The organism is Stappia sp. MMSF_3263 (assembly GCF_030733745.1).
GTDB lineage: Bacteria > Pseudomonadota > Alphaproteobacteria > Rhizobiales > Stappiaceae > Stappia.
Genome location: NZ_JASHIK010000003.1, coordinates 13,141 through 34,609, shown reverse-complemented (window position 1 = coordinate 34,609; position 21,469 = coordinate 13,141). Strand labels below are relative to the sequence as shown.

The 21,469-nt window shown below is 67.7% G+C and carries 19 protein-coding genes; 11 read left to right on the top strand and 8 right to left on the bottom strand.

The window, feature by feature from the left end:
* Nucleotides 1-200 precede the first annotated feature (200 nt).
* The 6 genes from rph (at nucleotide 201) to nagA (ending at nucleotide 6,740) form a co-directional block, all read left to right on the top strand.
* Nucleotides 201-914 carry a ribonuclease PH gene (gene rph, locus RBB46_RS04805; RefSeq protein WP_306027763.1) on the top strand — a complete coding sequence of 238 codons (714 nt, stop codon included), beginning with the start codon at nucleotides 201-203 and terminating at the stop codon, nucleotides 912-914.
* Nucleotides 915-921: 7 nt separating this feature from the next.
* Nucleotides 922-1,563, top strand: a complete 642-nt coding sequence (gene rdgB, locus RBB46_RS04800; protein WP_306027762.1) for an RdgB/HAM1 family non-canonical purine NTP pyrophosphatase — start codon at nucleotides 922-924, stop codon at nucleotides 1,561-1,563.
* Nucleotides 1,563-2,726: a radical SAM family heme chaperone HemW gene (hemW, locus tag RBB46_RS04795; RefSeq protein WP_306027761.1), complete on the top strand. Its 1,164-nt coding sequence runs from the start codon at nucleotides 1,563-1,565 to the stop codon at nucleotides 2,724-2,726. Before rdgB ends, hemW begins: the two co-directional genes overlap by 1 nt.
* 269 nt (nucleotides 2,727-2,995) lie before the next feature.
* Nucleotides 2,996-4,561 carry a polyhydroxyalkanoate depolymerase gene (gene phaZ, locus RBB46_RS04790; protein ID WP_306027760.1) on the top strand — a complete coding sequence of 522 codons (1,566 nt, stop codon included), beginning with the start codon at nucleotides 2,996-2,998 and terminating at the stop codon, nucleotides 4,559-4,561.
* Between the two features lie 11 nt (nucleotides 4,562-4,572).
* Nucleotides 4,573-5,445 (top strand): BadF/BadG/BcrA/BcrD ATPase family protein, encoded by an 873-nt coding sequence (locus RBB46_RS04785; RefSeq protein WP_306027759.1) that lies wholly within the window; start codon nucleotides 4,573-4,575, stop codon nucleotides 5,443-5,445.
* Nucleotides 5,446-5,540: 95 nt separating this feature from the next.
* Complete coding sequence (gene nagA, locus RBB46_RS04780; RefSeq protein WP_306027758.1) at nucleotides 5,541-6,740, top strand: N-acetylglucosamine-6-phosphate deacetylase; 1,200 nt, start codon at nucleotides 5,541-5,543, stop codon at nucleotides 6,738-6,740.
* Here the strand turns inward: nagA and RBB46_RS04775 are convergent.
* Complete coding sequence (locus tag RBB46_RS04775) at nucleotides 6,701-8,407, bottom strand: sulfatase-like hydrolase/transferase (protein ID WP_306027757.1); 1,707 nt, start codon at nucleotides 8,405-8,407, stop codon at nucleotides 6,701-6,703. The genes nagA and RBB46_RS04775 overlap by 40 nt on opposite strands.
* 241 nt (nucleotides 8,408-8,648) lie before the next feature.
* Here RBB46_RS04775 and RBB46_RS04770 point away from each other — a divergent pair, with 241 nt between their 5' ends.
* From RBB46_RS04770 to RBB46_RS04760, 3 genes are all read left to right on the top strand, one after another.
* Nucleotides 8,649-9,686, top strand: coding sequence for a TRAP transporter substrate-binding protein (locus RBB46_RS04770; RefSeq protein ID WP_306027756.1), 1,038 nt, complete (start codon nucleotides 8,649-8,651; stop codon nucleotides 9,684-9,686).
* 110 nt (nucleotides 9,687-9,796) lie between these two features.
* Nucleotides 9,797-10,321 carry a TRAP transporter small permease gene (locus RBB46_RS04765; RefSeq protein ID WP_306027755.1) on the top strand — a complete coding sequence of 175 codons (525 nt, stop codon included), beginning with the start codon at nucleotides 9,797-9,799 and terminating at the stop codon, nucleotides 10,319-10,321.
* Between the two features lie 6 nt (nucleotides 10,322-10,327).
* Nucleotides 10,328-11,650 carry a TRAP transporter large permease gene (locus RBB46_RS04760; RefSeq protein WP_306027754.1) on the top strand — a complete coding sequence of 441 codons (1,323 nt, stop codon included), beginning with the start codon at nucleotides 10,328-10,330 and terminating at the stop codon, nucleotides 11,648-11,650.
* On the opposite strand, the gene RBB46_RS04755 is transcribed toward RBB46_RS04760, so the two are convergent.
* The 3 genes from RBB46_RS04755 to RBB46_RS04745 form a co-directional block, all read right to left on the bottom strand.
* A complete protein-coding gene (locus tag RBB46_RS04755) occupies nucleotides 11,644-12,660 on the bottom strand; it encodes a lysophospholipid acyltransferase family protein (RefSeq protein WP_306027753.1) in 1,017 nt (338 codons plus the stop codon). The two genes, RBB46_RS04760 and RBB46_RS04755, sit on opposite strands and share 7 nt — an antisense overlap.
* The gene (locus tag RBB46_RS04750) at nucleotides 12,657-14,171 is read right to left on the bottom strand and encodes a cytochrome P450 (RefSeq protein ID WP_306027752.1); all 1,515 of its coding nucleotides are present in this window, start codon (nucleotides 14,169-14,171) and stop codon (nucleotides 12,657-12,659) included. Before RBB46_RS04750 ends, RBB46_RS04755 begins: the two co-directional genes overlap by 4 nt.
* Before the next feature lie 171 nt (nucleotides 14,172-14,342).
* A complete protein-coding gene (locus RBB46_RS04745; protein ID WP_306027751.1) occupies nucleotides 14,343-14,933 on the bottom strand; it encodes a TetR/AcrR family transcriptional regulator in 591 nt (196 codons plus the stop codon).
* A 148-nt stretch (nucleotides 14,934-15,081) separates the two neighbouring features.
* Between RBB46_RS04745 and RBB46_RS04740 the strand changes: the two genes are divergently transcribed.
* Entirely contained in the window at nucleotides 15,082-15,927 is an 846-nt protein-coding gene (locus tag RBB46_RS04740) for a YdhR family protein (RefSeq protein WP_306027750.1), read from the top strand.
* 75 nt (nucleotides 15,928-16,002) lie between these two features.
* Here RBB46_RS04740 and RBB46_RS04735 read toward each other — a convergent pair whose 3' ends face one another.
* The 3 genes from RBB46_RS04735 to pobA all read right to left on the bottom strand — a co-directional run bounded on the left by RBB46_RS04735 (nucleotide 16,003) and on the right by pobA (nucleotide 18,781).
* On the bottom strand, nucleotides 16,003-17,292 hold the full coding sequence (locus RBB46_RS04735) for an amidohydrolase family protein (protein ID WP_306027749.1): 1,290 nt from the start codon (nucleotides 17,290-17,292) through the stop codon (nucleotides 16,003-16,005).
* Nucleotides 17,293-17,377: 85 nt separating this feature from the next.
* Complete coding sequence (locus RBB46_RS04730) at nucleotides 17,378-17,542, bottom strand: hypothetical protein (protein ID WP_306027748.1); 165 nt, start codon at nucleotides 17,540-17,542, stop codon at nucleotides 17,378-17,380.
* 21 nt (nucleotides 17,543-17,563) lie between these two features.
* Nucleotides 17,564-18,781 (bottom strand): 4-hydroxybenzoate 3-monooxygenase, encoded by a 1,218-nt coding sequence (gene pobA, locus RBB46_RS04725; RefSeq protein ID WP_306027747.1) that lies wholly within the window; start codon nucleotides 18,779-18,781, stop codon nucleotides 17,564-17,566.
* 138 nt (nucleotides 18,782-18,919) lie between these two features.
* Between pobA and RBB46_RS04720 the strand changes: the two genes are divergently transcribed.
* Nucleotides 18,920-19,792 carry a helix-turn-helix domain-containing protein gene (locus RBB46_RS04720; protein WP_306027746.1) on the top strand — a complete coding sequence of 291 codons (873 nt, stop codon included), beginning with the start codon at nucleotides 18,920-18,922 and terminating at the stop codon, nucleotides 19,790-19,792.
* Nucleotides 19,793-19,798: 6 nt separating this feature from the next.
* On the opposite strand, the gene pap is transcribed toward RBB46_RS04720, so the two are convergent.
* On the bottom strand, nucleotides 19,799-21,289 hold the full coding sequence (gene pap, locus RBB46_RS04715; protein ID WP_306027745.1) for a polyphosphate:AMP phosphotransferase: 1,491 nt from the start codon (nucleotides 21,287-21,289) through the stop codon (nucleotides 19,799-19,801).
* Between the last annotated feature and the right edge of the window lie 180 nt (nucleotides 21,290-21,469).

Here is a 21,469-nt window from a genome sequence, read left to right as displayed (position 1 = left end):
TTCGCCCCTCGCGGCGAATATAGTGCGTCTTCGCCGCGATTGCCCACCGCAAACACACCATCGCGACGCGCACCATTGCGTCCCGCGGTTCGAGAAAGCTCAGACAGGCATTTCATTCCGGCCCCATCTTGGATTAAGAGGGACGCCAGACAGGAGCACGGGCACAGCGCCCCTGCGGGACCGGCTTGAAGGGGATCGACATGCGGCCATCCAAACGCGCAGCCGACGAGTTGCGCGCCGTGACGCTGGAGCGGAGCGTTTCCAAACACGCGGAAGGCTCATGCCTGGTCAAGTTCGGCGACACCCATGTGTTGTGCACGGCCAGTCTCGAGGAGCGCATTCCGCCCTGGCTGCGAGGCCAGGGGCGCGGCTGGGTGACGGCGGAATACGGCATGCTGCCGCGCGCCACCGGCGAGCGCATGCGCCGCGAGGCCTCGGCCGGCAAGCAGTCGGGACGCACCCAGGAGATCCAGCGCCTGATCGGCCGGTCGCTGCGCGCCGTGGTCGACCTGACGGCACTCGGCGAGCGCCAGATCTCGGTCGATTGCGACGTCATCCAGGCCGATGGCGGCACGCGAACCGCCGCGATCACCGGCGCCTGGGTCGCGCTGCATGACTGCATCGCCTGGATGCGCGCGCGCGACATGGTCACCAAACCGGTGCTCAGGGATCATGTCGCCGCCATATCCTGCGGCATTCACGGCGGGCAGGCCGTTCTCGACCTCGACTACGCGGAGGATTCGGAAGCCGAGACGGACTCCAATTTCGTCATGACCGGAGCCGGCGGCATTGTCGAGATCCAGGGCACGGCCGAGGGCACGCCCTTCACCGAGGAGGAATTCGCCCAGCTTCTCGGCCTTGCCAAGGCGGGTATCGGCCAGCTGGTCGACCTGCAGAAGCTGGCCATCCTGTGAGACGCGCATGACCGACACGCCCGCATCCACCCAAGTGCCGCGCCGGCTGGCGCCGGGCCGTATTGTGCTGGCCAGCCACAATCCCGGCAAGCTGCGCGAGTTCGACGCGCTGATGGCACCGTTCGGCTATGATGTCGTTTCGGCCGGCAGTCTCGACCTGCCGGAGCCGGAAGAAACCGGAACGACCTTCGAGGCCAATGCGGAATTGAAGGCGCGGGCCGCGGCCGAGGTCTCGGGACTGCCCGCGCTTGCCGACGACAGCGGTTTCTGTGTTGCCGCGCTCGACGGCGATCCCGGCGTCTATTCGGCCCGATGGGCGGGTCCGGAGAAGGATTTCGCCATGGCGATGCGCACCATCGAGGAAAAGCTCCAGGCGGCCGGCGCCACCGCGCCCGAAAACCGCCGGTCTTCCTTCGTCGCGGTGCTCTGCCTCGCCTGGCCGGACGGGCATGTCGAGATGTTCCGTGGCGAGGTCGATGGAACAGCCGTGTGGCCGCCGCGCGGAAGCGGAGGCTTCGGCTACGACCCGATGTTCCAGCCGGACGGCGAGAGCCGCACATTCGGCGAGATGCCGACGGCGGAAAAGCAGGGCATGTCGCACCGCGCCCTCGCTTTCGCGGACTTTTCGGCACGGTGCCTGGAGGGGTGATGGCTGATACGGCGAAGGTTGACGGCGGTTTCGGCATCTATGTGCACTGGCCCTTCTGCGAGGCCAAGTGTCCGTATTGCGACTTCAACAGCCATGTCCGTCACGCCGGCGTCGACCAGCCTCGTTTTGCCGCTGCCTTCGAGCGCGAGCTTTCCCATTTCGCGGCCCGCACGCGGGGACGCCGCGTCGATTCGATCTTTCTGGGCGGCGGCACGCCGTCCTTGATGGATCCGGCAACCGTCGGCCGCGTGCTCGATGCGATCGCAGGCTTGTGGAGCGTGGCGCCGGACGCGGAAGTCTCGATGGAAGCCAACCCGTCCTCCGTCGAGGCGGACAGGTTTCGCGGCTACCGCGCGGCCGGCGTCAACCGGTTGTCGCTCGGCGTGCAGGCGCTCAACGACGGTGATCTGCGCCGCCTCGGCCGGCTGCACGACGTTGCCCAGGCCAAGACCGCGATCGGTATCGCCCGCTCGACCTTCGAGCGCATCTCCTTCGACCTGATCTATGCACGGCCGGGCCAGGATGGCGCGGCCTGGCGGCGGGAACTGAACGAGGCCATCGATCTTGCCGCCGACCACCTGTCGCTCTACCAGCTCACCATCGAGCAGGGCACGCCCTATTTCGAGCTGCACCGGGCCGGCAAGCTGGTGGTTCCCGATGTCGACGCCGCCGCCGATCTCTACGACCTGACCCAGGACATCTGCGCCGGGCGCGGCATGCCGGCCTATGAGGTCTCCAACCACGCGGTGCCCGGCGCCGAATGCAGGCACAATCTCGTCTACTGGCGCTATGGCGATTATGTCGGCGTCGGTCCAGGCGCGCACGGCCGGCTCAGCGGCGGCAACGGCAAGTTCGCCACCGCGACCGAGCGCCACCCCGAAACCTGGCTTGCGGCGGTCGAGGCGCGCGGCGAAGGCACGGTGGAGGATCTCGCCCTGACCCAGGAAGAACAGGGTGATGAATACCTGCTGATGGGTCTGCGGCTCGTCGAGGGCGTCGATCTCGCCCGCTACGAGGCGATCGCCGACCGCCGGATCGACCCGCGCCGGGTGGCGGACCTTGTCGAGCACGGCATGGTGGAACGACTCAGCGACACGCGCATGCGGGCCACACCGGCCGGTTTCCTGGTGCTCGACGCGGTCGTCGCCGATCTCGCGGCGTAATTTTTACCTGGTTCTTTTGCGCATACCTGTCGCTCCGGACCTCCGGCAGCCGCGCCCGGAAGCCGCTGTGGCGGCGGGTCTTTTCGTCCCTGCATCCGGCTTCATCCCATCTGTTTTCGTGACAAATGCCCTGGCATCTTCTTCGCACCGCGGCATATCGACCTCCGTATCGGTTGATGCGACGCACATCTTTGTCATACTATTTTTGCAATGCGAAAAAATGCGCGGGCGATGTTGCGCCGCGTCCGCCAGACTGCGAGGTCGGTCACGTGTTCTACCAGGTCTATGAATTCAACCATGCGGCAATGAGTCCGGTACGGGCCACTGCCGACATGACGCGGCTCTATTTCCAGAACCCCCTGAACCCGCTGACGCATACGCCGTTCGGACGCTCGATGGCCGCCGGATGCGAGCTCATCGAGCGGATGACGCGGCGTTACGGCAAGCCGGAGTTCGGCCTCGGCCAGACAACGGTCAGCGGCGTCAAGGTCCCTGTGCGCGAGGAAATCGTCTGGAGCAAGCCGTTCTGCAACCTTCTGCATTTCGACCGCAAGCTCGGCGCGAAGCAGCGCAAGGATCCGAAAATCCTGATGGTGGCGCCGATGTCGGGTCACTATGCGACGCTGCTGCGCGGCACGGTCGAGACGCTGCTGCCCGGCGCGGACATCTACATCACAGACTGGATCGACGCGCGCATGGTTCCGCTCACGGAAGGCCGCTTCGATCTCGACGACTACATCGACTACCTGATCGAGATGCTGCATTTCCTCGGCCCGGACACCCATGTGATGGCGGTCTGCCAGCCGTCGGTGCCCGCGCTTGCCGCGGCCGCCGTCATGGAGGCTCATGACGATCCCTTCGCCCCCGCCAGCCTGACGCTGATGGGCGGGCCGATCGACACCCGCATCAACCCCACCGCCGTCAACGATCTCGCCGAACACAAGAGCATCGAGTGGTTCGAGCGCAACGTCATCATGAAGGTGCCGTTCCCGCAGCCCGGCTTCATGCGCGACGTCTATCCCGGCTTCCTGCAGCTGTCCGGCTTCATGAGCATGAACCTCGACCGGCATGTCAGCGCCCATCACGAATTCTTCCAGCATCTCGTCACCAATGACGGGGACAGCGCCGAGAAGCACCGCGATTTCTATGACGAGTATCTGGCGGTCATGGACCTGACGGCGGAGTTCTACCTGCAGACCGTCGACACGGTGTTCATCCAGCATGCGCTGGCGCGCGGCACGTTCCGTCACCGCGACGAGCTCGTCGATTGCGGCGCCATCCGGCGCACCGCGCTTCTCACCATCGAGGGCGAGAAGGACGACATCACCGGTCGTGGCCAGACCCGCGCCGCCCACGACCTTTGCACGGGCCTGGGGCCGGACATGCAGGCCCATTACATGCAGCCCGACGTCGGCCACTACGGCGTCTTCAACGGCTCGCGCTTCCGCTCCGAGATCGCACCGCGCATTCTCGACTTCATGCGCACCCACTGGACGCGCCCGGAGAACGCGCCGAAGGCCGCGGCCGCCGACGCTCCCGTGGCGGAGGCGCGCAAGCCCGCCGCAAAGGCCGCAAAGGCATCCGATCCGCTGGCCGAGGTGCTGCTCGCCAGACCGCGCGGCGTCGCCGACGACCTGACGGCGATCACCGGCGTCGGCCCGAAGCTGCAGACGGCGCTCAATGGCGCCGGTATCTTCCACTTCTGGCAGATCGCGGCGCTGACCGACGTCCAGATCGCCGCCCTGGACAGCCGCCTCGACTTCCGCGGCCGGATCGACCGCGACGGTTGGATCGAGCAGGCCCGCGGCCTCGCCGCGCAGCCGACCGCTTCCTGACGACGCGGGCCATGGGCGGTTACCTGATCGCCGTCGACGGCGGCGGCAGCACCTGCCGGGCCGCCCTGGCGACGCGCGACGGCCGCATCCTTGCCCGGGGCCGGGCAGGGCCCGCCAACATCGCCACCGACCCGGGCGAGGCCGGAGCCAGCATCGCGGCCGCCGCGCAGGCGGCGGTTGCCGATGCCGGATTGCCGGCGGACACGATCCGCGATTGCGCCGCCCTGCTGGGACTTGCCGGCGCCCGGCAGGCGGCGGCAACGGCCCGGACGCTTCTCGGCGACCTCCCGTTTTCCCGCATGGAACTCACCGGCGATGCCGAAATCGCGCTGGAAGGCGCGCTGGGGCCCGGTGACGGCATCATGGCGATCCTGGGCACCGGCTCCGCCTTTCTGGCCCGGCGCGGCGACGAAATCCGCAGCGTCGGCGGCTGGGGCCTGCATCTGGCCGACCAGGGCGGCGGCGCGCGGCTTGGACGGGAGGCCTTGCGGACGGCGCTGCTGGCCCGCGACGGCATGCGCCCGCACGGCCCCCTGTCACGGGCGCTGCTTTCCGCCTTCGACGACGATCCCGCGCAGATGGTGGCCTTTGCCGGAGCCGCCCGGCCCGCCGATTTCGGCCGTTTCGCGCCGCAGGTCTTCGACGCGGCGGATACCGGCGATCCGAACGCGATCGGGCTTCTGCAGGCCGCTTTAGCGGATATTTGCGAGATGATCGCGCACCTCGACTGGCCGGGGTGTCCGCGCATCGTCCTGATGGGCGGTCTCGCGCCGCTTTACGGCCGCCACCTTGCCGCTGGCCTGCGCGACCGGCTGTCGGAGCCGCAGGGCGATGCGCTCGACGGCGCGGTCCGTCTCGCCGTGCGGACCTTCGCGAGACGCTGAGCCTGCGCCCAGCGCGGCTTGCGCGGACGCGCCGGCTGGCGCATGAAGGCGGGGCACGCTGTCTTCAGCAGGCCGCCCGGAGGATCGCAGCGCGGATGACCGAACTCACAGCCCTTGCCGCCGCGCGGATCTTCGACGCGGAACGCTGGCATGACGATGCCGCGGTGCTCATCGAGGGCGCCCATGTGGCCGGCATCGTACCGCGCGGGGACGTGCCCGCATCCGCCCGCCTGGTGGAGGCGCGTGGACGGATCCTCGCGCCCGGCTTCGTCGACCTGCAGGTCAATGGCGGCGGCGGCTGCCAGTTCAACGATGCCCCCGACCATGACACCATCGCCCGCATTGCCGGGGCGCATCACGCCTTCGGCACCACCTCGATGCTGCCGACCCTGATCACCGACACGCCGGAAATCACCGCGCGGGCCATCCGCGCCGCCACCGGAGCCAGCCGTTCTGTGCCCGGCTGCCTCGGCCTGCACCTGGAAGGGCCGCATCTGTCCCTCGCACGCAAGGGCGCCCATGACGCGCGTCTGATCAGGCCGATGCAGGAAGCGGATCTCGACGCGCTTGTCGACGCGGCCCGGCTGCTGCCGGTGCTCCTGGTGACGCTGGCGCCGGAAAGCGTCTCGGCCGAACAGGTCGGCCGGCTCGCCCGGGCCGGCATCCGCGTCAGCCTCGGTCACAGCGACTGCGATTTCGACACGGCATGCGCCTATGCGCAGGCCGGCGCGCGGCTCGTCACCCACCTCTTCAACGCGATGAGCCCGCTCGGGCACCGCGCCCCGGGCCTTGCCGGCGCGGCGCTCGCCCTGCCCGGCCTCTCCGCCGGGCTGATCGCCGACGGCATCCATGTCGCCGACCCGGTCGCCTCCCTGGCGCTCAGGGCCAAGGCCGGACCAGGGCGGATATTCCTGGTCACCGACGCGATGGCGCCGCTCGGCACCGAGGCGGAGGGTTTCTCCCTCAACGGCCGCGAGATCACCCGCCGGCGGGGTGCGGACGGCATCGGCCGGCTGACGCTTGCCGACGGAACCTTGGCGGGAGCGGATATCGACATGGCCGCATCGGTCGCGCGCCTGGTGGCAGGGCTCGGCGTGCCCCTTGAGGAAGCCCTGCGCATGGCCTCGCTCTACCCGGCCGAGGCGATCGACGCGGCCCAGCGCAAGGGTCGCTTGGCGCCAGGTCACGACGCGGATATCGTCGAGCTGGACGAAACTCTCAAGGTGCGCGCCACCTGGATCGGCGGCAGCCGGTTCTACCCGTCCGGGGCAATGCGCGGCGCCCGGCCGGAATAGACGGCCAACTCCTCGGCGTTCGCGTCCGCCTCGTCATAGACCCCGATCAGCACGCCGGTGTTGCCGCCAGTCCCGCGCCGCCTTGCCAGAATGGCCGCGTCGGAGACCGTGGTCCGCTGGCTGAGGCGCAGCGCCCAGTCGGACAGCAGGGCGCGCAGCCGGGCGACTTCCCCGGCATGGGCCGGATCGCGACCGAGGTCGTTGAACTCCCGCGGATCGCTTTCCAGGTCGAACAGCATCGGCGGCAGGCCGCCTTCCGCGTGGATCAGCTTGTAGCGCCCGTCAAACACCATGAAGAGGCGCGCATCCTTCACGCAGACGCCGAGCCGGTCGGCCATCGGCGTACAGGAATAGTCGTATTCGCTGATCGCCGCCTTGCGCCAGTCGGCAGGCTTCTTGTCATGCAGGAAGGGCCGGAGCGAGCGCCCCTCAAGAATGTGCGAGGGAGAGTCCCGGGTGCCGTCATCCGCGACCTCGACAAAGGTCGCGGCAAGATCAATCGCCTCGACCAGCGCGTTGCAGGTCGTGCCGCGCGTGGCGTCGGCGGCCTGCGAAGGGTCGTAGACGATCAGCGGCACCTTGACCGAGGGCTCGTGGAACAGGTCCTTCTCGCCCATCCAGTGATCGCCGAGATAGTCACCGTGATCGGAGGTGACGACGATCATCGTCTCCTCAAGGGCGCCGGTCTCCTGCAGATGGTCGAGCAACCGGCCGAAATGATCGTCGCATTGCCGGACAAGGCCCATATAGGCGGGGATCGCGGCCTCCCGTACCTCGTCCCGGGAAAAACTGCGCGACACGCGCGAGGCCATGAAGGCGGCATGGACCGGATTGGGATCCTCGCGCTCGCGCGGATCGCGCAAGGCGGGGAGCACGTGCTCCGGCCCGTACATGGCGTGATAGGGAGCCGGAACGATATAGGGCCAGTGCGGCTTGATATAGGAGAGGTGACAGAGCCAGGGCACCGCGCGGCGGCTTGTGGCGCGGCTCGCCATGAATTCCAGCGCCCGGTCGGTCAACCAGGGCGTCTCGCTGTCCTCCTCGCGGACGTTCGCCGGCTCCGCCGCGTTGCGCATCAGCCAGCCGCTCTCGATCGCGCCGAGCCCGTCCGCATCCAGCTCCTCCGACAGGCCGGAGTTGGCGTGATCGTGCCAGGGATTGCGCGGCGCATAACCCCTGGCACGAAGAAAGTCGTTATAGGGCGAGGGCTTGGCGTCGTAAGGACCGTCCGGGCCTTCGGCCCACAGCCCGTCGTCGCGCACATGCGCGTCGAAGCCGCATTCGGCGATGCGCGCGCCGATAATACCCTCACGCGAAATGCCGAGCCGGTCGAGGCCGGCGCCATCGACCTTCATGTGGGTCTTGCCGATCAGCACCGCGTCCATGCCGCGTTCGCGCAGGTGGTCGCCGAGCGTCATCTCGCCCGCCTTCAGCGGATAATTGTTCCAGGCGGCGCCATGCGACTGCACATAGCGGCCGGTGTAGAAGCTCATCCGCGAGGCGCCGCAGATCGGCGACTGGACATAGGCGTTCGTGAAACGGACCCCCATCGCCGCCAGCCGGTCGAAATTCGGCGTCGCAAGATGCGGGTGTCCGGCGCAGCCGAGATAATCGAAGCGCAGCTGGTCATACATGACGAAGAGAATGTTGCGGGGATGTCTCGGCACGGCGGCAGCTTCCTTGGCTTCGGACGACATGCGGTCCACGGGCGGCAATTGATCCGGTCTGCCGGCCTGCCCGGCAAGCGGGAAACACGCCGCGAAGGCAAAATTCCCCGACGTCCGGTTATACAAAGCGGCTCAAATCTCATTTTACATTACCATTTGCATGGCCCATCCTTCTGTATTCGAGATCCCGTCGCACTGTCCCATCGGCGGGCGCGGGTCCGAAGCCGTGGGAGGAGACACAATGATCGGAAAATTCATGACGACGATGGTGGCCGCGACCGCCATCGCCGCGCTCGCCGGCATGTCGGCGCAGGCGCAGGACGTGACCCTGCGCGTGCACCAGATGCTGCCGATGCAGGCGGCCATCCCGGCCAAGGCGATCACGCCATGGATCGAGGCGGTCGAGGCCCAGTCGGGCGGACGCATCAAGGTCGAGCACTATCCCTCGATGCAGCTCGGCGGCGCCCCGCCCTCGCTCTATGACCAGGCCAAGGACGGGGTTGTCGACATCGTCTGGACCGTGCTCGGCTACACGCCCGGCCGCTTCCCCAAGACCGAAGCCTTCGAGCTGCCTTTCCTGGGCGCCGGCGGCGAAGCCACCTCGCGCGCCTTCCATGCCTTCGTCACCGAACACGCCATGGACGAGTTCGAAGGCGTGAAGCCGATCGCCCTGCATGTGCACGGGCCCGGCCTTCTGCACGTCAAGGGCGAGGGCGTCGGCAAGCTGGAGGACATGAACGGCCTGAAGCTGCGCGGGCCGACACGCATCGTCACCAAGCTGCTGGAAAAGCTCGGCGCAACCGCCATCGGCATGCCGGTGCCGGCGGTACCGGAGGCGATCTCCAAAGGGGTTATCGATGGTGCCGTGGTGCCTTGGGAAGTCACGCTTCCGCTGAAGCTGACCGAACTGGTCAACACCCATACCGGCTTCGACGATCCGCGCGGTCTCTACACAGCGACCTTCGTTTTCGCCATGAACCAGGCAAGCTACGACAAGCTGCCCGACGACCTGAAGGCGATCATCGACGCCAATTCCGGCATCGAGACGGCCGGCATGTTCGGTCGTGCGATGGATGAGGTCGACAAGATCGGCCGCGCCAAGGCGGAAGCCAGCGGCAACAAGATCATCACGCTGGATCCGACCGAAACCGCCCGCTGGAAGGCCGCGGCCGATCCGATCGTGGCCGAATGGATCGTCGAGATGAACGGCAAGGGCGTCGACGGCGCCGCGCTGGTCGAGGATTCGCGCGCGCTTGTCGCCGCCGAAGCCGGCAAGTAAGACAGTCGGGCAGCAAGCCGCCCGCGCCCGGCAGACCGCCGGCCCGCGTCACTGCGGGCCGGTTTTCCGGACAGGGTTGCCGGCCGGCGGCGGAGGGAGAGGTCAACCAGGTGCGTCAAACCATCGAACGCGTGCTCGAGCGGCTCGCCGCCGCCCTTGCCATCGCGGGCGGCGCTGTGCTTGTCGCGTTGACGGCCACCACGGTGATCTCTATCTCCGGGCGTGCCCTCAACTGGGCCGGTCTCGGCCCCATCCCCGGCGATTACGAGCTGGTCGAGGCCGGCACGGCCTTTGCCATTTTCGCCTTCCTGCCATGGTGCCAGTTGCGTCGCGGCCATGTGACCGTCGACCTGTTTCTCGCCCGCTTCGGGCCGCGCGCCAATGCGGCGGTCGACGTCGTCTCCAACCTCCTGATGACCGCCGTCTGCGCGCTCATCTGCTGGCGGCTCTGGCTTGGCCTTCTCGACAAGAAAGCTTATGGCGAGACCACGTTCATCCTGCAATTTCCGCTCTGGTGGCCTTACGCGGCGGCCATGGCCGGTGCCGTTTTCGCGATCATCGTCAGCGCCTATACCGTCTGGCGCAGTCTCGATGAAACCCTCGCCCGGCCAAGCGCCGCCCCGCGCCAGGAGTAGACAGACGTGACGTCCCTCGAATACGGGCTGTGGTCGATCCCGATCCTGCTGGCGCTGATCTTCGCGCGCATGCCCATCGGCCTTGCGATGTTCCTTGTCGGCGTGGCCGGAACGAGCCTCGTCACGGGCTCGACCGTGCCGATCCTCGCCCAGCTCAAGTCACTGGTCTACAGCACCTTTTCCAACTACTCGCTGTCCATCGTGCCGCTGTTCCTGCTGATGGGTCAGTTTGCCACCCGCGGGGGCATGTCGCGCGCCCTGTTCAAGGCGGCCGAGACGCTCGTCGGACACAGGCGCGGCGGCGTCGCCATGGCAGCCGTCGCCGCCTGCGGCGGCTTCGGCGCGATCTGCGGATCGTCGCTTGCCACCGCCGCGACCATGGGCCAGGTGGCGCTTCCCGAGATGCGCCGCTGCGGCTATTCCGGCGCGCTGTCGACCGCCTGCCTTGCCGCCGGCGGCACGCTGGGCATCCTCATTCCGCCCTCCGTGGTGCTGGTTATCTACGCCATCCTGACCGAGCAGAACATCGCCAAGCTGTTCATGGCGGCCTTCATTCCCGGCATTCTCGCCGCCGCCGGATACATGCTGACCGTGTCGCTCTATGTGCGTTTCCGGCCCGAAAGCGCCGGCAGCCAGGAGAAGGCGAGCTGGGCCGAACGGGGCGCGGCCCTGATCGCCGTATGGCCCGTGATGATCATCTTCATCGTGGTCATCGGCGGCATCTATTCCGGCATCTTCACGCCGACGGAAGGGGCGGCGGTGGGCGCCGCCGGCACCGGCATCGTCGCCCTCCTCAATGGCGGGCTCGACCGCAAGGGCCTGGTGGACTCCTTCCTGTCCACGGCCAGCGCCACCGGCATGATCTTCTTCATCGTGCTCGGCGCCAGCGTCTACAACGGTTTCCTCGCCTTCTCGCAATTGCCCCAGCAGTCAGCCGCTTTCGTCGTCGATCTCGGCCTCAATCCCTGGACGGTGCTGGTGCTGATCCTGGTCTGCTATCTGATCTTCGGCTGCATCATGGATTCGCTCTCGATGATCCTGCTGACCATTCCGATCTTCTTCCCGATCGTCTCGGTTCTGGATTTCGGGCTGCCGCCGGAAGAGTTCGCTCTGTGGTTCGGCATCATCGTGTTGATCGTCGTCGAGGTCGGGCTGATCACCCCGCCGGTGGGCATGAATCTCTTCGTCATCAACTCGATGGCGCCCGACGTGCCGCTGTCGCAGACCTTCAGGGGCGTGGTGCCCTTCATTGCCAGCGACATCGTGCGGGTGGCGATCCTGGTGCTCTTCCCCGGCCTGACCCTGTTCCTGGTGCGGCTGCTCTACTGAGCTGCCGCATCGTCCTGCGGACGGGCGACAAACCCCGGCAGCCGCAATTCGGGCAGCATGTACCACTGCTCGACATGAGCGCGCACGAGCGGGTCGAAATGCCGGTCGAGCGCTGCCACGCCATCTGGAACCGAATGACCTTCCTCTCCCTCCCGCTCGACGACGAGGGGCGCGCCGACGACGAACCGGTAGTGGGCCGTCCCGGTGCGCAGGAGATGGACCGGCACGAGCGGGGCGCCCGTCCTCAGGGCCAGCTTCACCGCCGTCACCGCATTGCCGCGCGCCGGCAGGTTGCGGCCGAAGGCGGGCAGGTGAACCTGCCGGTCGCGGACCTCGTCGACGAAGAGGATCGCGTCGAAACCTTCAGCGACCGCCATCTTGTGCAGGTGACGGGCGGAGCGCTGTCCCGGCGGGAAGGCAAAGAGCCCGTAGCGGGCCCGCAACCGGGCGAGAATGGCGTTGGAGGCGTTCGACGGTTCCGGCTGCCAGGTGCCGACAGCCTCGCGGCCAAGCCCGTTGAGGATCGTCTCGAAGCAGAGTTCGAAAGGCCCCAGGTGAATGCAGGCGAAGATCACCGGGCCATCGGCGGGAAGCGCAGCAATGGTGCCCTCCGGGTCGTCGATGTCCACCCGGCCGGCATCCCGGAGCCGTTCCACCGTCGCGTATTCGGCAAAGACCGCACTGGCTCCCTTCCACCAGCGGCCAAGCGCGGCCGCGTGACCAGCCTCCGACAGCGGCGCTCGCGCGTGCAGACGGGCAAGGTTCCAGGCGATGCGACGGGCAAAGATGCGGCTGCCGTTCCTCCGCTGCACGAGCGGAGCGAGCAGCCGCCCCAGGCGCGGAGCGAGGCCGACCGGCAGCCGACGCAGGATCTCGTGCAGGGCCTGCTTGAGAAGATCGCGCAGCCACGCCCGCAAGCGGCCCGCCGGAGATACCGGCGCGAGTTTCGGCGCGCAGGTCTCCCCGAAGGCGACCGGCGGAATGCGGCGACGGCCGCGAACCGCACTCACGAGGAGCGCGGAACGAGCCGCATCGGCAGCCTGTCACCGGGCCGCAGCGTCAGCCGGCAGACCGGCTGGATGTCGACGCCGTCCTCGAGCTTCAGGTCGAAGGCCTGGGCGAGCATTGCGAGCGACAGGATCGATTCCGTCATGCCGAAGGCAAGGCCGGCGCAGATGCGCGGGCCTATGGCGAAGGGAACATAGGCGAATTTCGACTGGCCGCCACGGGCGCCACCGAGAAAACGTTCCGGCTCGAAATGATCGGGCCGCTGCCAGAGCTCGGGATTGCGGTGCAGCAGCCAGGGGACGACCATGACGATCGAACCCTTCGGCGTCGCCATCCCGCCGACCGTCCCGTCGGCGAGCGCCTCGCGGGCAAGAATCGGCACCGGCGGGTAGAGCCGCAGGGTCTCCTCGATGACGGCGCGGGCATAGGGCAGCCGGGCGATGTCGTCGAAACCGGGCATCCGCCCGCCGAGCACCTGATCGAGCTCCGCGTGCAGGGCATGGCGGGCGGCGGGCGCCTGCGACAGCAGGAACCAGGCCCATGCGAGCGTGTTGGCCGTCGTCTCGTGGCCGGCCATGAAGATCACGGCCGCCTCGTTGCGGATCGCCTCGCGCGACAGCGGCTGCCCGTCCTCGTCGCGGGCATCGAGCAGCCCGCCGATCACCGAGGTCTCGCCGTCGCGACTCTTCTGCTGATAGCGCGAGATGACCTCGTCGAGCACCTTGTCGATGCGCGCCACCGAGCGGCGGATCGCCCGGCCGCGCCGGCGCGGCAGCCAGTCGGGCAAGCCGAGCAGGGAGAGAAGGTCGATCTGGTCGATATGGCGCTGGTAGTCGGAAAAGCTCTCGACCACCTCGGCGGCATAGTCGCGCCCGAGCGCGCTGCCGAAGATGGTGCGGCAGATGATTTCCGCGGTCAGATGCGCCATTTCCTGCAAGGCATCGACAGGTGCGCCCTCGCCCGCCGCCGCCCAGGCACTGCGCCGCTCGGCCACCGTTTCCACCATCACCGGGAAGAACTCGCGCACTTTCGAGGAATGGATGATCGGGGCGACCACCTGGCGGCGGCGGCGCCAGGTCTCGCCGTCGGAGACGAACAGGCCGTCGCCGAGCAGGGGCTCGAGCGCGTGGCGCATCTGGGCGCTCTTGCGCTGGAAGGTCTCGTGCTTGCGCACAAAGGCCTCCTGCACGGTTTCCGGGCTGTTGCAGACGAAGATCTGCTTGCGCAGGACCGCGATCCTCAGCCAGGGCCTGGCAAAGGCCGAGGCCGGCCAGACCGAGAGAAAGCTGCGCCGGGCAAGCCCCAGCAGCCGGTAGACCGGCAGCGCCTTCACATGGCGGAACGGATAGGGCGGCACATAGCCGTCACCGGCAACCGCCGCCTGCCCTTCGGCGAGGGGGATATCGGTCGGCGGACCGCCGGCGGTCGCGGGCACAGGCGCAGGGTGAACCGGGCATACGCCCGCGCCCTGCGCGCCCCGCACACCGCCATTCGTCCCTGTCGGTTCATCCATGGTTCTCATCCGGCGCGCGTGGCAGGTGGGGGTTTATCGCCCGGACGGGGTCTCCCTCCAAGCCCTGAAAGTGGGCAAAGTTTCCGCCGATTCCGGTACAATTTTGACAATTCACGACCAGAATTTGCGAAAACTTGTTCGATTCTTTTTCGAAATTGCAGCATTTATGATTCACGGCCGGGCCGGGCCGGCAACCGCCAGCGCCATCTGCCGGACGTTTCCCGCGACCGCATCGGCCTGCGGTCCGTCCGGCATCGCCCGGATGACGGTGAGACCGCCGATCAGGATCGACAGGAAGCCCCAGGCCCGGGCTTCGGCATCGCGCTCCCCTTCAAGGCCGGCCGCGACAATCCCCGCGATCCGTCCCATGCGCTCCCGATAGGTCGCCCGGTTCTCGTCCGTGCCGCGCATCACCTCGCCGGAAAGCGCCGCCATGGCGCAGCCGCAGGCCAGATCGGCGCGATGGGCGGAACCCAGATAGTAGTCGGCGAAGGCCGCCGGCCAGTTCGCGCCATGTTCCTCGCGGAACTCCGGCAAGCGGGCGAGGGTCGCGTCCAGGCCAGCCTCGAGCGCCTTCTGGAAGGCCCCGGTCTTCGACCCGAAATGGGCATAGAAAGCCCCCGAGGTGACGCCCGCCTCGCGGGCGATGCCGTCGACGCCGACCCCGGCATAGCCGTGCTGCTTGAAGCCGCGCTCCGCCGCCTCGAGCACCAGCGCCCGGGTTTCCTGCTTCTTCCGCCCCTTGGGGTCCCTGTCAGACATCTGCGTGCACCCATTCATATAACGATCGTTATATTTTTGATTGACGAAATAACGACCGTTATGCAACATCACTCATAACGATCGTTATATTCCATTTATCCCATGACGGCAATGCGATCCGGGTCGCGTTGCCGCACAGGAGACCTTCATGACAGACACGCATGCGCCAGGCGACATCCCGCCGGCACAATCACTGTCGCCGGCACCGAGCCGCCGGCAGATCCTCGTCCACGGCCTCAAGGGCGCCGCGCTGACGGGCGTCGTCGCCGGTTCCGGCCTGCTTGCGGCGCCGAGCGGGTTCTCCGTTTCACCAGCAATGGCCGGCACCATACCGACCACCCTTTCCGACAAGGACCGTTCCATGACCCCGAAAGCCTTCGTCTACACCGAAGTCCAGATCGCCGTCCCCTTCGAGCAGGCGCCCTGGAAAGCGATCAACCAGGCGATCCTCCAACAGCCCGGCTTCCTCAACAAGACGTGGTTCGCCGGCAGCGGCACGAACTCGCTCGGCGGCATCTACGCCTTCGACAGCATCAGCAACGCGGAAGCCTTCGTCACCGGCTACTTCCCGCGCGAGGCCGCCGGCTTCGGCGTTGCCCATACGACGCGGATCTTCGATGCGGCGGCAACGCAGGAGGCGAGCCGCGACCTTGCCTCGCCGCATTTCGGCGCAAGGCCGACAACCGCGCCCGGCGCCTTCGTCTATACCGAGCTGCAGGTGAACATGCCTTTCCCGCAAGTGCCCTGGCAGGACAGGAACCCGGTTCTGCGGGCGCAGAAGGGGCTCTTGTCGAAGACCTGGCTGAGCGGCCTTCACACCGGTACGATCGGCGGCGTCGATGCCTTCGACACGCTTGAAAACGCGAAGGACTTTGCCGTCAATGTCTTCCCGGAGACCGCCGCAAGGATGAATGCGGCGCTGTACACACGCGTCTTCGACGCCGCCGCGATCGAGGCCGCCAGCCGGGAAATGCGATCCCCCTACTACGTGTGAGCGCGTGGCCGGTCGCCCGGCCGAAGGTAACCCCGGCAAGGGGCGGCGCCGCGTCGCCCCTTGCCATTTGCCATCTCAGCCTTTCGGCGCGTAGGACGCCGGATCAACCTCCGCCGGTCGTCCGTCAAGGGAAAGGCGGGTGATGGCGGGATCGCTCTCGGCAATGACCCTGCCCGCCCGCACCACGGCAAGGCGACGGGCGCGCAGGCGGATCGCCTCGATCGTATCCGCTGCCTGGAGCAGGACGAAATCGGCCCTGCAGCCCTTTTCCAGCCCGTAGCCCTCCAGCCCCATCGCGCGGGCCGGATGGAGCGTGACGCAGTCGAAAGCGTAACGCATCTCCTCGCGGCTCATCATCTGGGCAACGTGCAGGCCCATCGAGGCGACCTCCAGCATGTCGCCGGAGCCCATCGAGTACCAGGGGTCCATGACGCAGTCGTGGCCGAAGGCGACATTGATGCCATGGGCGCGCATCTCCGGCACGCGGGTCTGACCCCGGCGCTTCGGATAGGTGTCGTGGCGGCCCTGCAGGGTGATGTTGATGAGCGGATTGGCGATCGCGTGGACGCCGGCCTCCGCGATTAGCGGCAGCAGCTTGGAAACGTAGTAATTGTCCATGGAGTGCATGGAGGTGAGGTGCGAACCGGCGACGCGGCCGGACAAGCCGAGGCGCTGCGTCTCCGCCGCCAGCGTCTCGATATGGCGCGAAAGAGGGTCGTCGCTCTCGTCGCAATGCATGTCGACCATCAGCCCGCGCTCGGCCGCGATCTTGCAGAGCGCGCGCACCGAGCGGGCGCCATCCTCCATGGTGCGCTCGAAATGGGGAATGCCGCCGACCACATCGACCCCCATGTCGAGGGCACGCAGCAGGTTCTTCTCCGCATTCGCCGAGCGGTAGAGCCCGTCCTGGGGAAACGCGACAAGCTGCAGGTCAAGATATGGCGCCACCATTTCCCGAACCTGAAGCAGGCCCTCGACACCCGTCAGCCGGTCATCGCAGACATCGACATGAGAGCGGATCGCGAGCAGGCCCTGGGCGACCGCAAGGTCGCAATAGGCAAGCGCCCGCTCGACCACCGCCTCGACGGTGAGCAGCGGTTTCAGCTCGCCCCACAGTGCGATGCCCTCCAGCAGCGTGCCGCTCTCGTTCATGCGCGGCAGGCCGAGGGACAGCGTCGCGTCCATGTGGAAATGGCTGTCGACGAAGGGCGGCGAAACGAGGCGGCCGCCGGCATCGATCACCCGGCCGGCCTCGGCCTCGATGCCGGGCCCGAGCGCGACAATGATGCCGCGCTCGCAGGCGATGTCGATGTTTTCGCGCCCGTCGGGCAGGGTCGCGTTCTTGACGAGAAGGTCGGGAGACATGGCGGATTTTCCGGGTAGCGAGACTGAGGGGCCGCGACGGCAGCGGCGCGCGTGACGGGCAGTTTCGACCGCAACCGCGCCCTTTTCAAGCGCGCTTCGCCCACAGGCGGAAGCCGGCCGTTTCGGCAAGCCGGCACTGCGCGGCGCGGGCGAGCGCGCGCGGCGACTTTCCCGTCGAGCCGGTCCTCGCCGGCAAGGGAATGGTGGTGCTCACCGCCTCGGGCGGGTTCGGCCGCGAAACGAAAGGCACCGCCCGAGCAGTCCGTCGCGGTCAGTAGGGCAGGCCGACATAGTTCTCGGCGAAGGCGGCCTGAGCCGTCCGCGACGTGGCGAGATAGTCGAACTCGGCCTGCTGCATGCGGGCGCCGAACTCGCCCGCGTCGGGGAAGCTGTGCAGGGTCGAGGTCATCCACCAGGAGAAGCGCTCGGCCTTCCAGACACGGGCAAGCGCACGGTCCGAATAGCGCTCAAGGGCCAGATCGTCGCCGGCGGCATAATGGGCGATCAGTCCCTGGGACAGGTAATGAACGTCGGAGGCGGCAAGGTTCAGCCCCTTGGCACCGGTCGGCGGCACGATATGGGCGGCATCCCCGGCAAGGAACAGGCGGCCGTGGCGCATCGGTTCGGCGACGAAGGAGCGCAAGGGGGCAATACTCTTCTCGATCGACGGGCCGGTGACGAGACGGGCGGCGACATCCGCCGGCAGGTGAGCGGCAAGCGCCTCCCAGAAGCGGTCGTCGGACCAGTTTCCGGGTTCCTCGTCGAGCGGACACTGGATGTAGTAGCGGCTGCGGGTGGGCGAACGCATCGAGCACAGGGCGAAGCCCTTCTCGTGGCTGGCATAGATCAGCTCGTCGCTGACCGGCGGCACGTCGGCGAGAATGCCGAGCCAGCCGAAAGGATAGACGAGCTCGAACAGCTTCAGCCGGTCTTCCGGGATCGAGCGGCGCGAGACGCCGTGGAACCCGTCGCAGCCGGCGATGAAATCGCAGTTGATGCGCTGCGTCTCGCCGCCAAGCGTGAAGGTCGCGAAGGGGCTCGCGCTCTCGAGATCGTGCAGGGCGACATCCTCGACCTCGTGCAGGATGGTCCCCCCCATGGCATCGCGCGCCGCATAGAGATCGGCCGTCACCTCGGTCTGGCCATAGACCATGACCGAACGGCCGCCAGTGAGACCGGCAAGGTCGATGCGCAGGCGCCGTTCGCGAAAGGAGATCTCGACACCGCCGTGGAGGAGCCCCTTGCGGTCCATGCGGGCGCCGACCCCGGCCTGCCGCAGCAGGTCGACCGTGCCCTGCTCCAGCACTCCGGCGCGGATGCGCGAGAGCACATAGGCGCGCGAGCGACGCTCCAGCACGACATTGTCGACGCCTGCACGATGCAGCAACTGGGAAAGCAGCAGCCCGGCCGGGCCGCCACCGATGATGAGCACCTGCGTGCGGGCCGGAACGGCATCAGCGGCGAGGGAACCGGAAGGGTCGGCGATCATGGGCTACGGGCGTCCTGAGCAGGTCCTGGATGTCGTCGGCGGAAAGCGCGGCGCTATGCGCAGCGACGCGGCCGCATTTTTTCAGATCTTGCCGGAAGGGGCTGGACAAGGGAATGAAGAATTCGCTCCAATACATGGATGAATCGAACGCTCCCTTTCGCTCCCGATTACAGCCTTTATGGGGAACCGGCCGCTTCCGGATTTCCGGATACGCTGCATATCGAACGTCTTTCGGTGCGCAGCGGGCCGCGGCGCTGGCGCATTTCCCCTCATCGCCATCCGTCCCTTCACCAGTTGTTCTGGATCGAGCACGGCGGCGGCGCCCTCTTCCACGAGGACGGCGAGAGCGCACTTTTCGACGCCAGTTTCGTCAACATGCCGGCCGGGACGACGCATGGCTTCCGCTTCGCCCCGGGCACGCAGGGCTCGGTCCTGACGTTGCCGGACACGGTGTTCGAGCCGATCCGCGCCCGCATCGATCCGGACCGTCGGCTGACGCGGCTGCAGGTGAGGGCGGCGCGAACGGCGCCGGCCGAGATGGAAGCGCTGATTGCCGAGCATGGAGGGCGGCGCGCCAACCGGGGCGAGGCGCTGGCGGCGCTTGCCGCGCTCGCCTTCGTCTGGGCGCTCAGGCAAATGGACGCCGCGCCGGGCACAGCGGCCGCGGGAGGCGGCGCCTCGGCGCGGCTGGCGGAACGGTTCCAGGGGCTGCTCGACCGGCATCACGGCGAGTGGCACGCGGTCGGCGCCTATGCGGCGGCGCTCTCGGTGACGCCGCCGCACCTGTCGCGCGCCTGCCGCGAGGCACTCGGCCAGCCGGCCTCGGCGCTGATCCGCGAACGGCAGATGCTGGAGGCGCGGCGATTGCTCGCCTATACCCAGGCGAGCGTTGCCGAGGTCGCCTACCGGTTGGGGTTTTCCGATCCCGGCTATTTCTCGCGGGTGTTCACATCGCAGACAGGCGTCTCGCCGCGCGACTTCCGCCGCCGCTTCACCTCGGGCGCCGGATAGGACCTCCTACAGCACCTCCTTCAACCGGCCGACCAGGGTGCGCAGCACCTCGACACGGGCAAAACGCTTGTCCTCGGCCGGCACCAGATGCCACGGCGCGTAGCTGGTCGAGGTGCGGTCGATCATGTCGCCGGCAGCCTGGGCATAGGCGTCCCATTTCAGCCGGTTGCGCCAGTCGTCGTCAGTGATCTTGAACTGCTTGTAGGGCGTTTCCTGGCGCTCCTTGAAGCGGGCGAGCTGCTCCTGCTTGCTGATCGCCAGCCAGAACTTGACGACCAGCGTGCCGGCATCTTGAAGTTCGGCCTCGAACTCGTTGATCTCGTTGTAGGCCCGCATCCAGTCGGCTTGCGAACAGAACCCCTCGACCCGTTCGACCAGCACCCGTCCGTACCAGGAGCGGTCGAAGATCGCGGTGTGTCCGAGCCGCGGCAGGCGCCGCCAGAACCGCCAGAGATAGGGGCGCGCACGCGCCTCCTCGCCCGGCGCCGCGATCCGGTGCACCCGGTAGCGGCGCGGATCGAGCGGCCGCGTCACCCGGCGGATGGCGCCGCCCTTGCCGGCCGCGTCATTGCCCTCGAAGGCGACGACCAGCGACATCTTGCCGAACGCCTTCCTGGCCGCGAGATGGGCAAGCTCGCCCTGCCAATGGTCGAGTTCGGCCTGGTAGCGGTTCTTCGAGATCCGGCTGGCAAGGTCGATCGCCTCCACCGCGCTGCGCCGCCCGCCATCGGCTCCGAGCCCGGAGGCAACGGCGGGAAGGGCGGGAAGCGGCGGGGCCGCGGCCGCCTCCACCGTTTCGAGCCTGCGGCTCACCGCCATCTCGAGACAGCGCCCGGCGGCAAGGTCGCGGGCGTGCGGATCCTCGCTCGGAATGACGATCCACGGGGCGGCCGGCGTCGAAGTGACCAGCGCCGCGCGTTCAAACACCGCGCGGGCCTGGGCAGCCCGGCCGATGTCGGTCCACTCGGCCAGGATGTGGCGGGCACGGGCCTTCTTGCCCAACCCCTTGAGGCGCTCTTTCTGCACCTTCGGGGCGAGAGAGAACCAGAATTTCAGCACCAGCACGTTTTCGCGCGCCAGCAGGTCCTCGAACCGGTTGATACGGGCAAGCGCGCGTTCGAACTCCGTCTCGTCGGTGCGTCCGAGGGCGAAGTCGCGCATGGGCGCGTTGTACCAGGAGGCGACGACAATGGACATCTCGCCCAGCGCCGGAAGGTCGCGCCAGTAGCGCCACATGCCGGGCCGCTCGCGCTCCACATCGGTCTCCCCGTCATAGGCGTTGCAGGTGACGTAGCGCACGTCGAGCCATTCATGCAGGCGGGCGATGGCCGCATTCTTGCCCGCGCCATCGATGCCGGCCACGACGATGACGATGGAGAAGGGCTTCGTCTCGATCACCTTGCGCTGGGCCGCAAGCAGCTCGGTGCGCAGGACCGGCTCGAGCGCGTGGAAATCGGCGCGGGAAAGATCGACGGGAAGCGAAGCCGACTGGAACATGAAAACGGGCACCTTTCTCGGGAAATCCGGACGCCAAGGGTGGCGCGTCGCGCCGGCCGGCGCAATCGCCAAACATGCCAAACCCGCATGACGACGCAGAAAACGGCGCGGCCAAGGATTGGCGGAGCGCCCCGCAGCGCGTACATGTAGCGGGCCCTGCACCATTGGGCATCGTTTCAT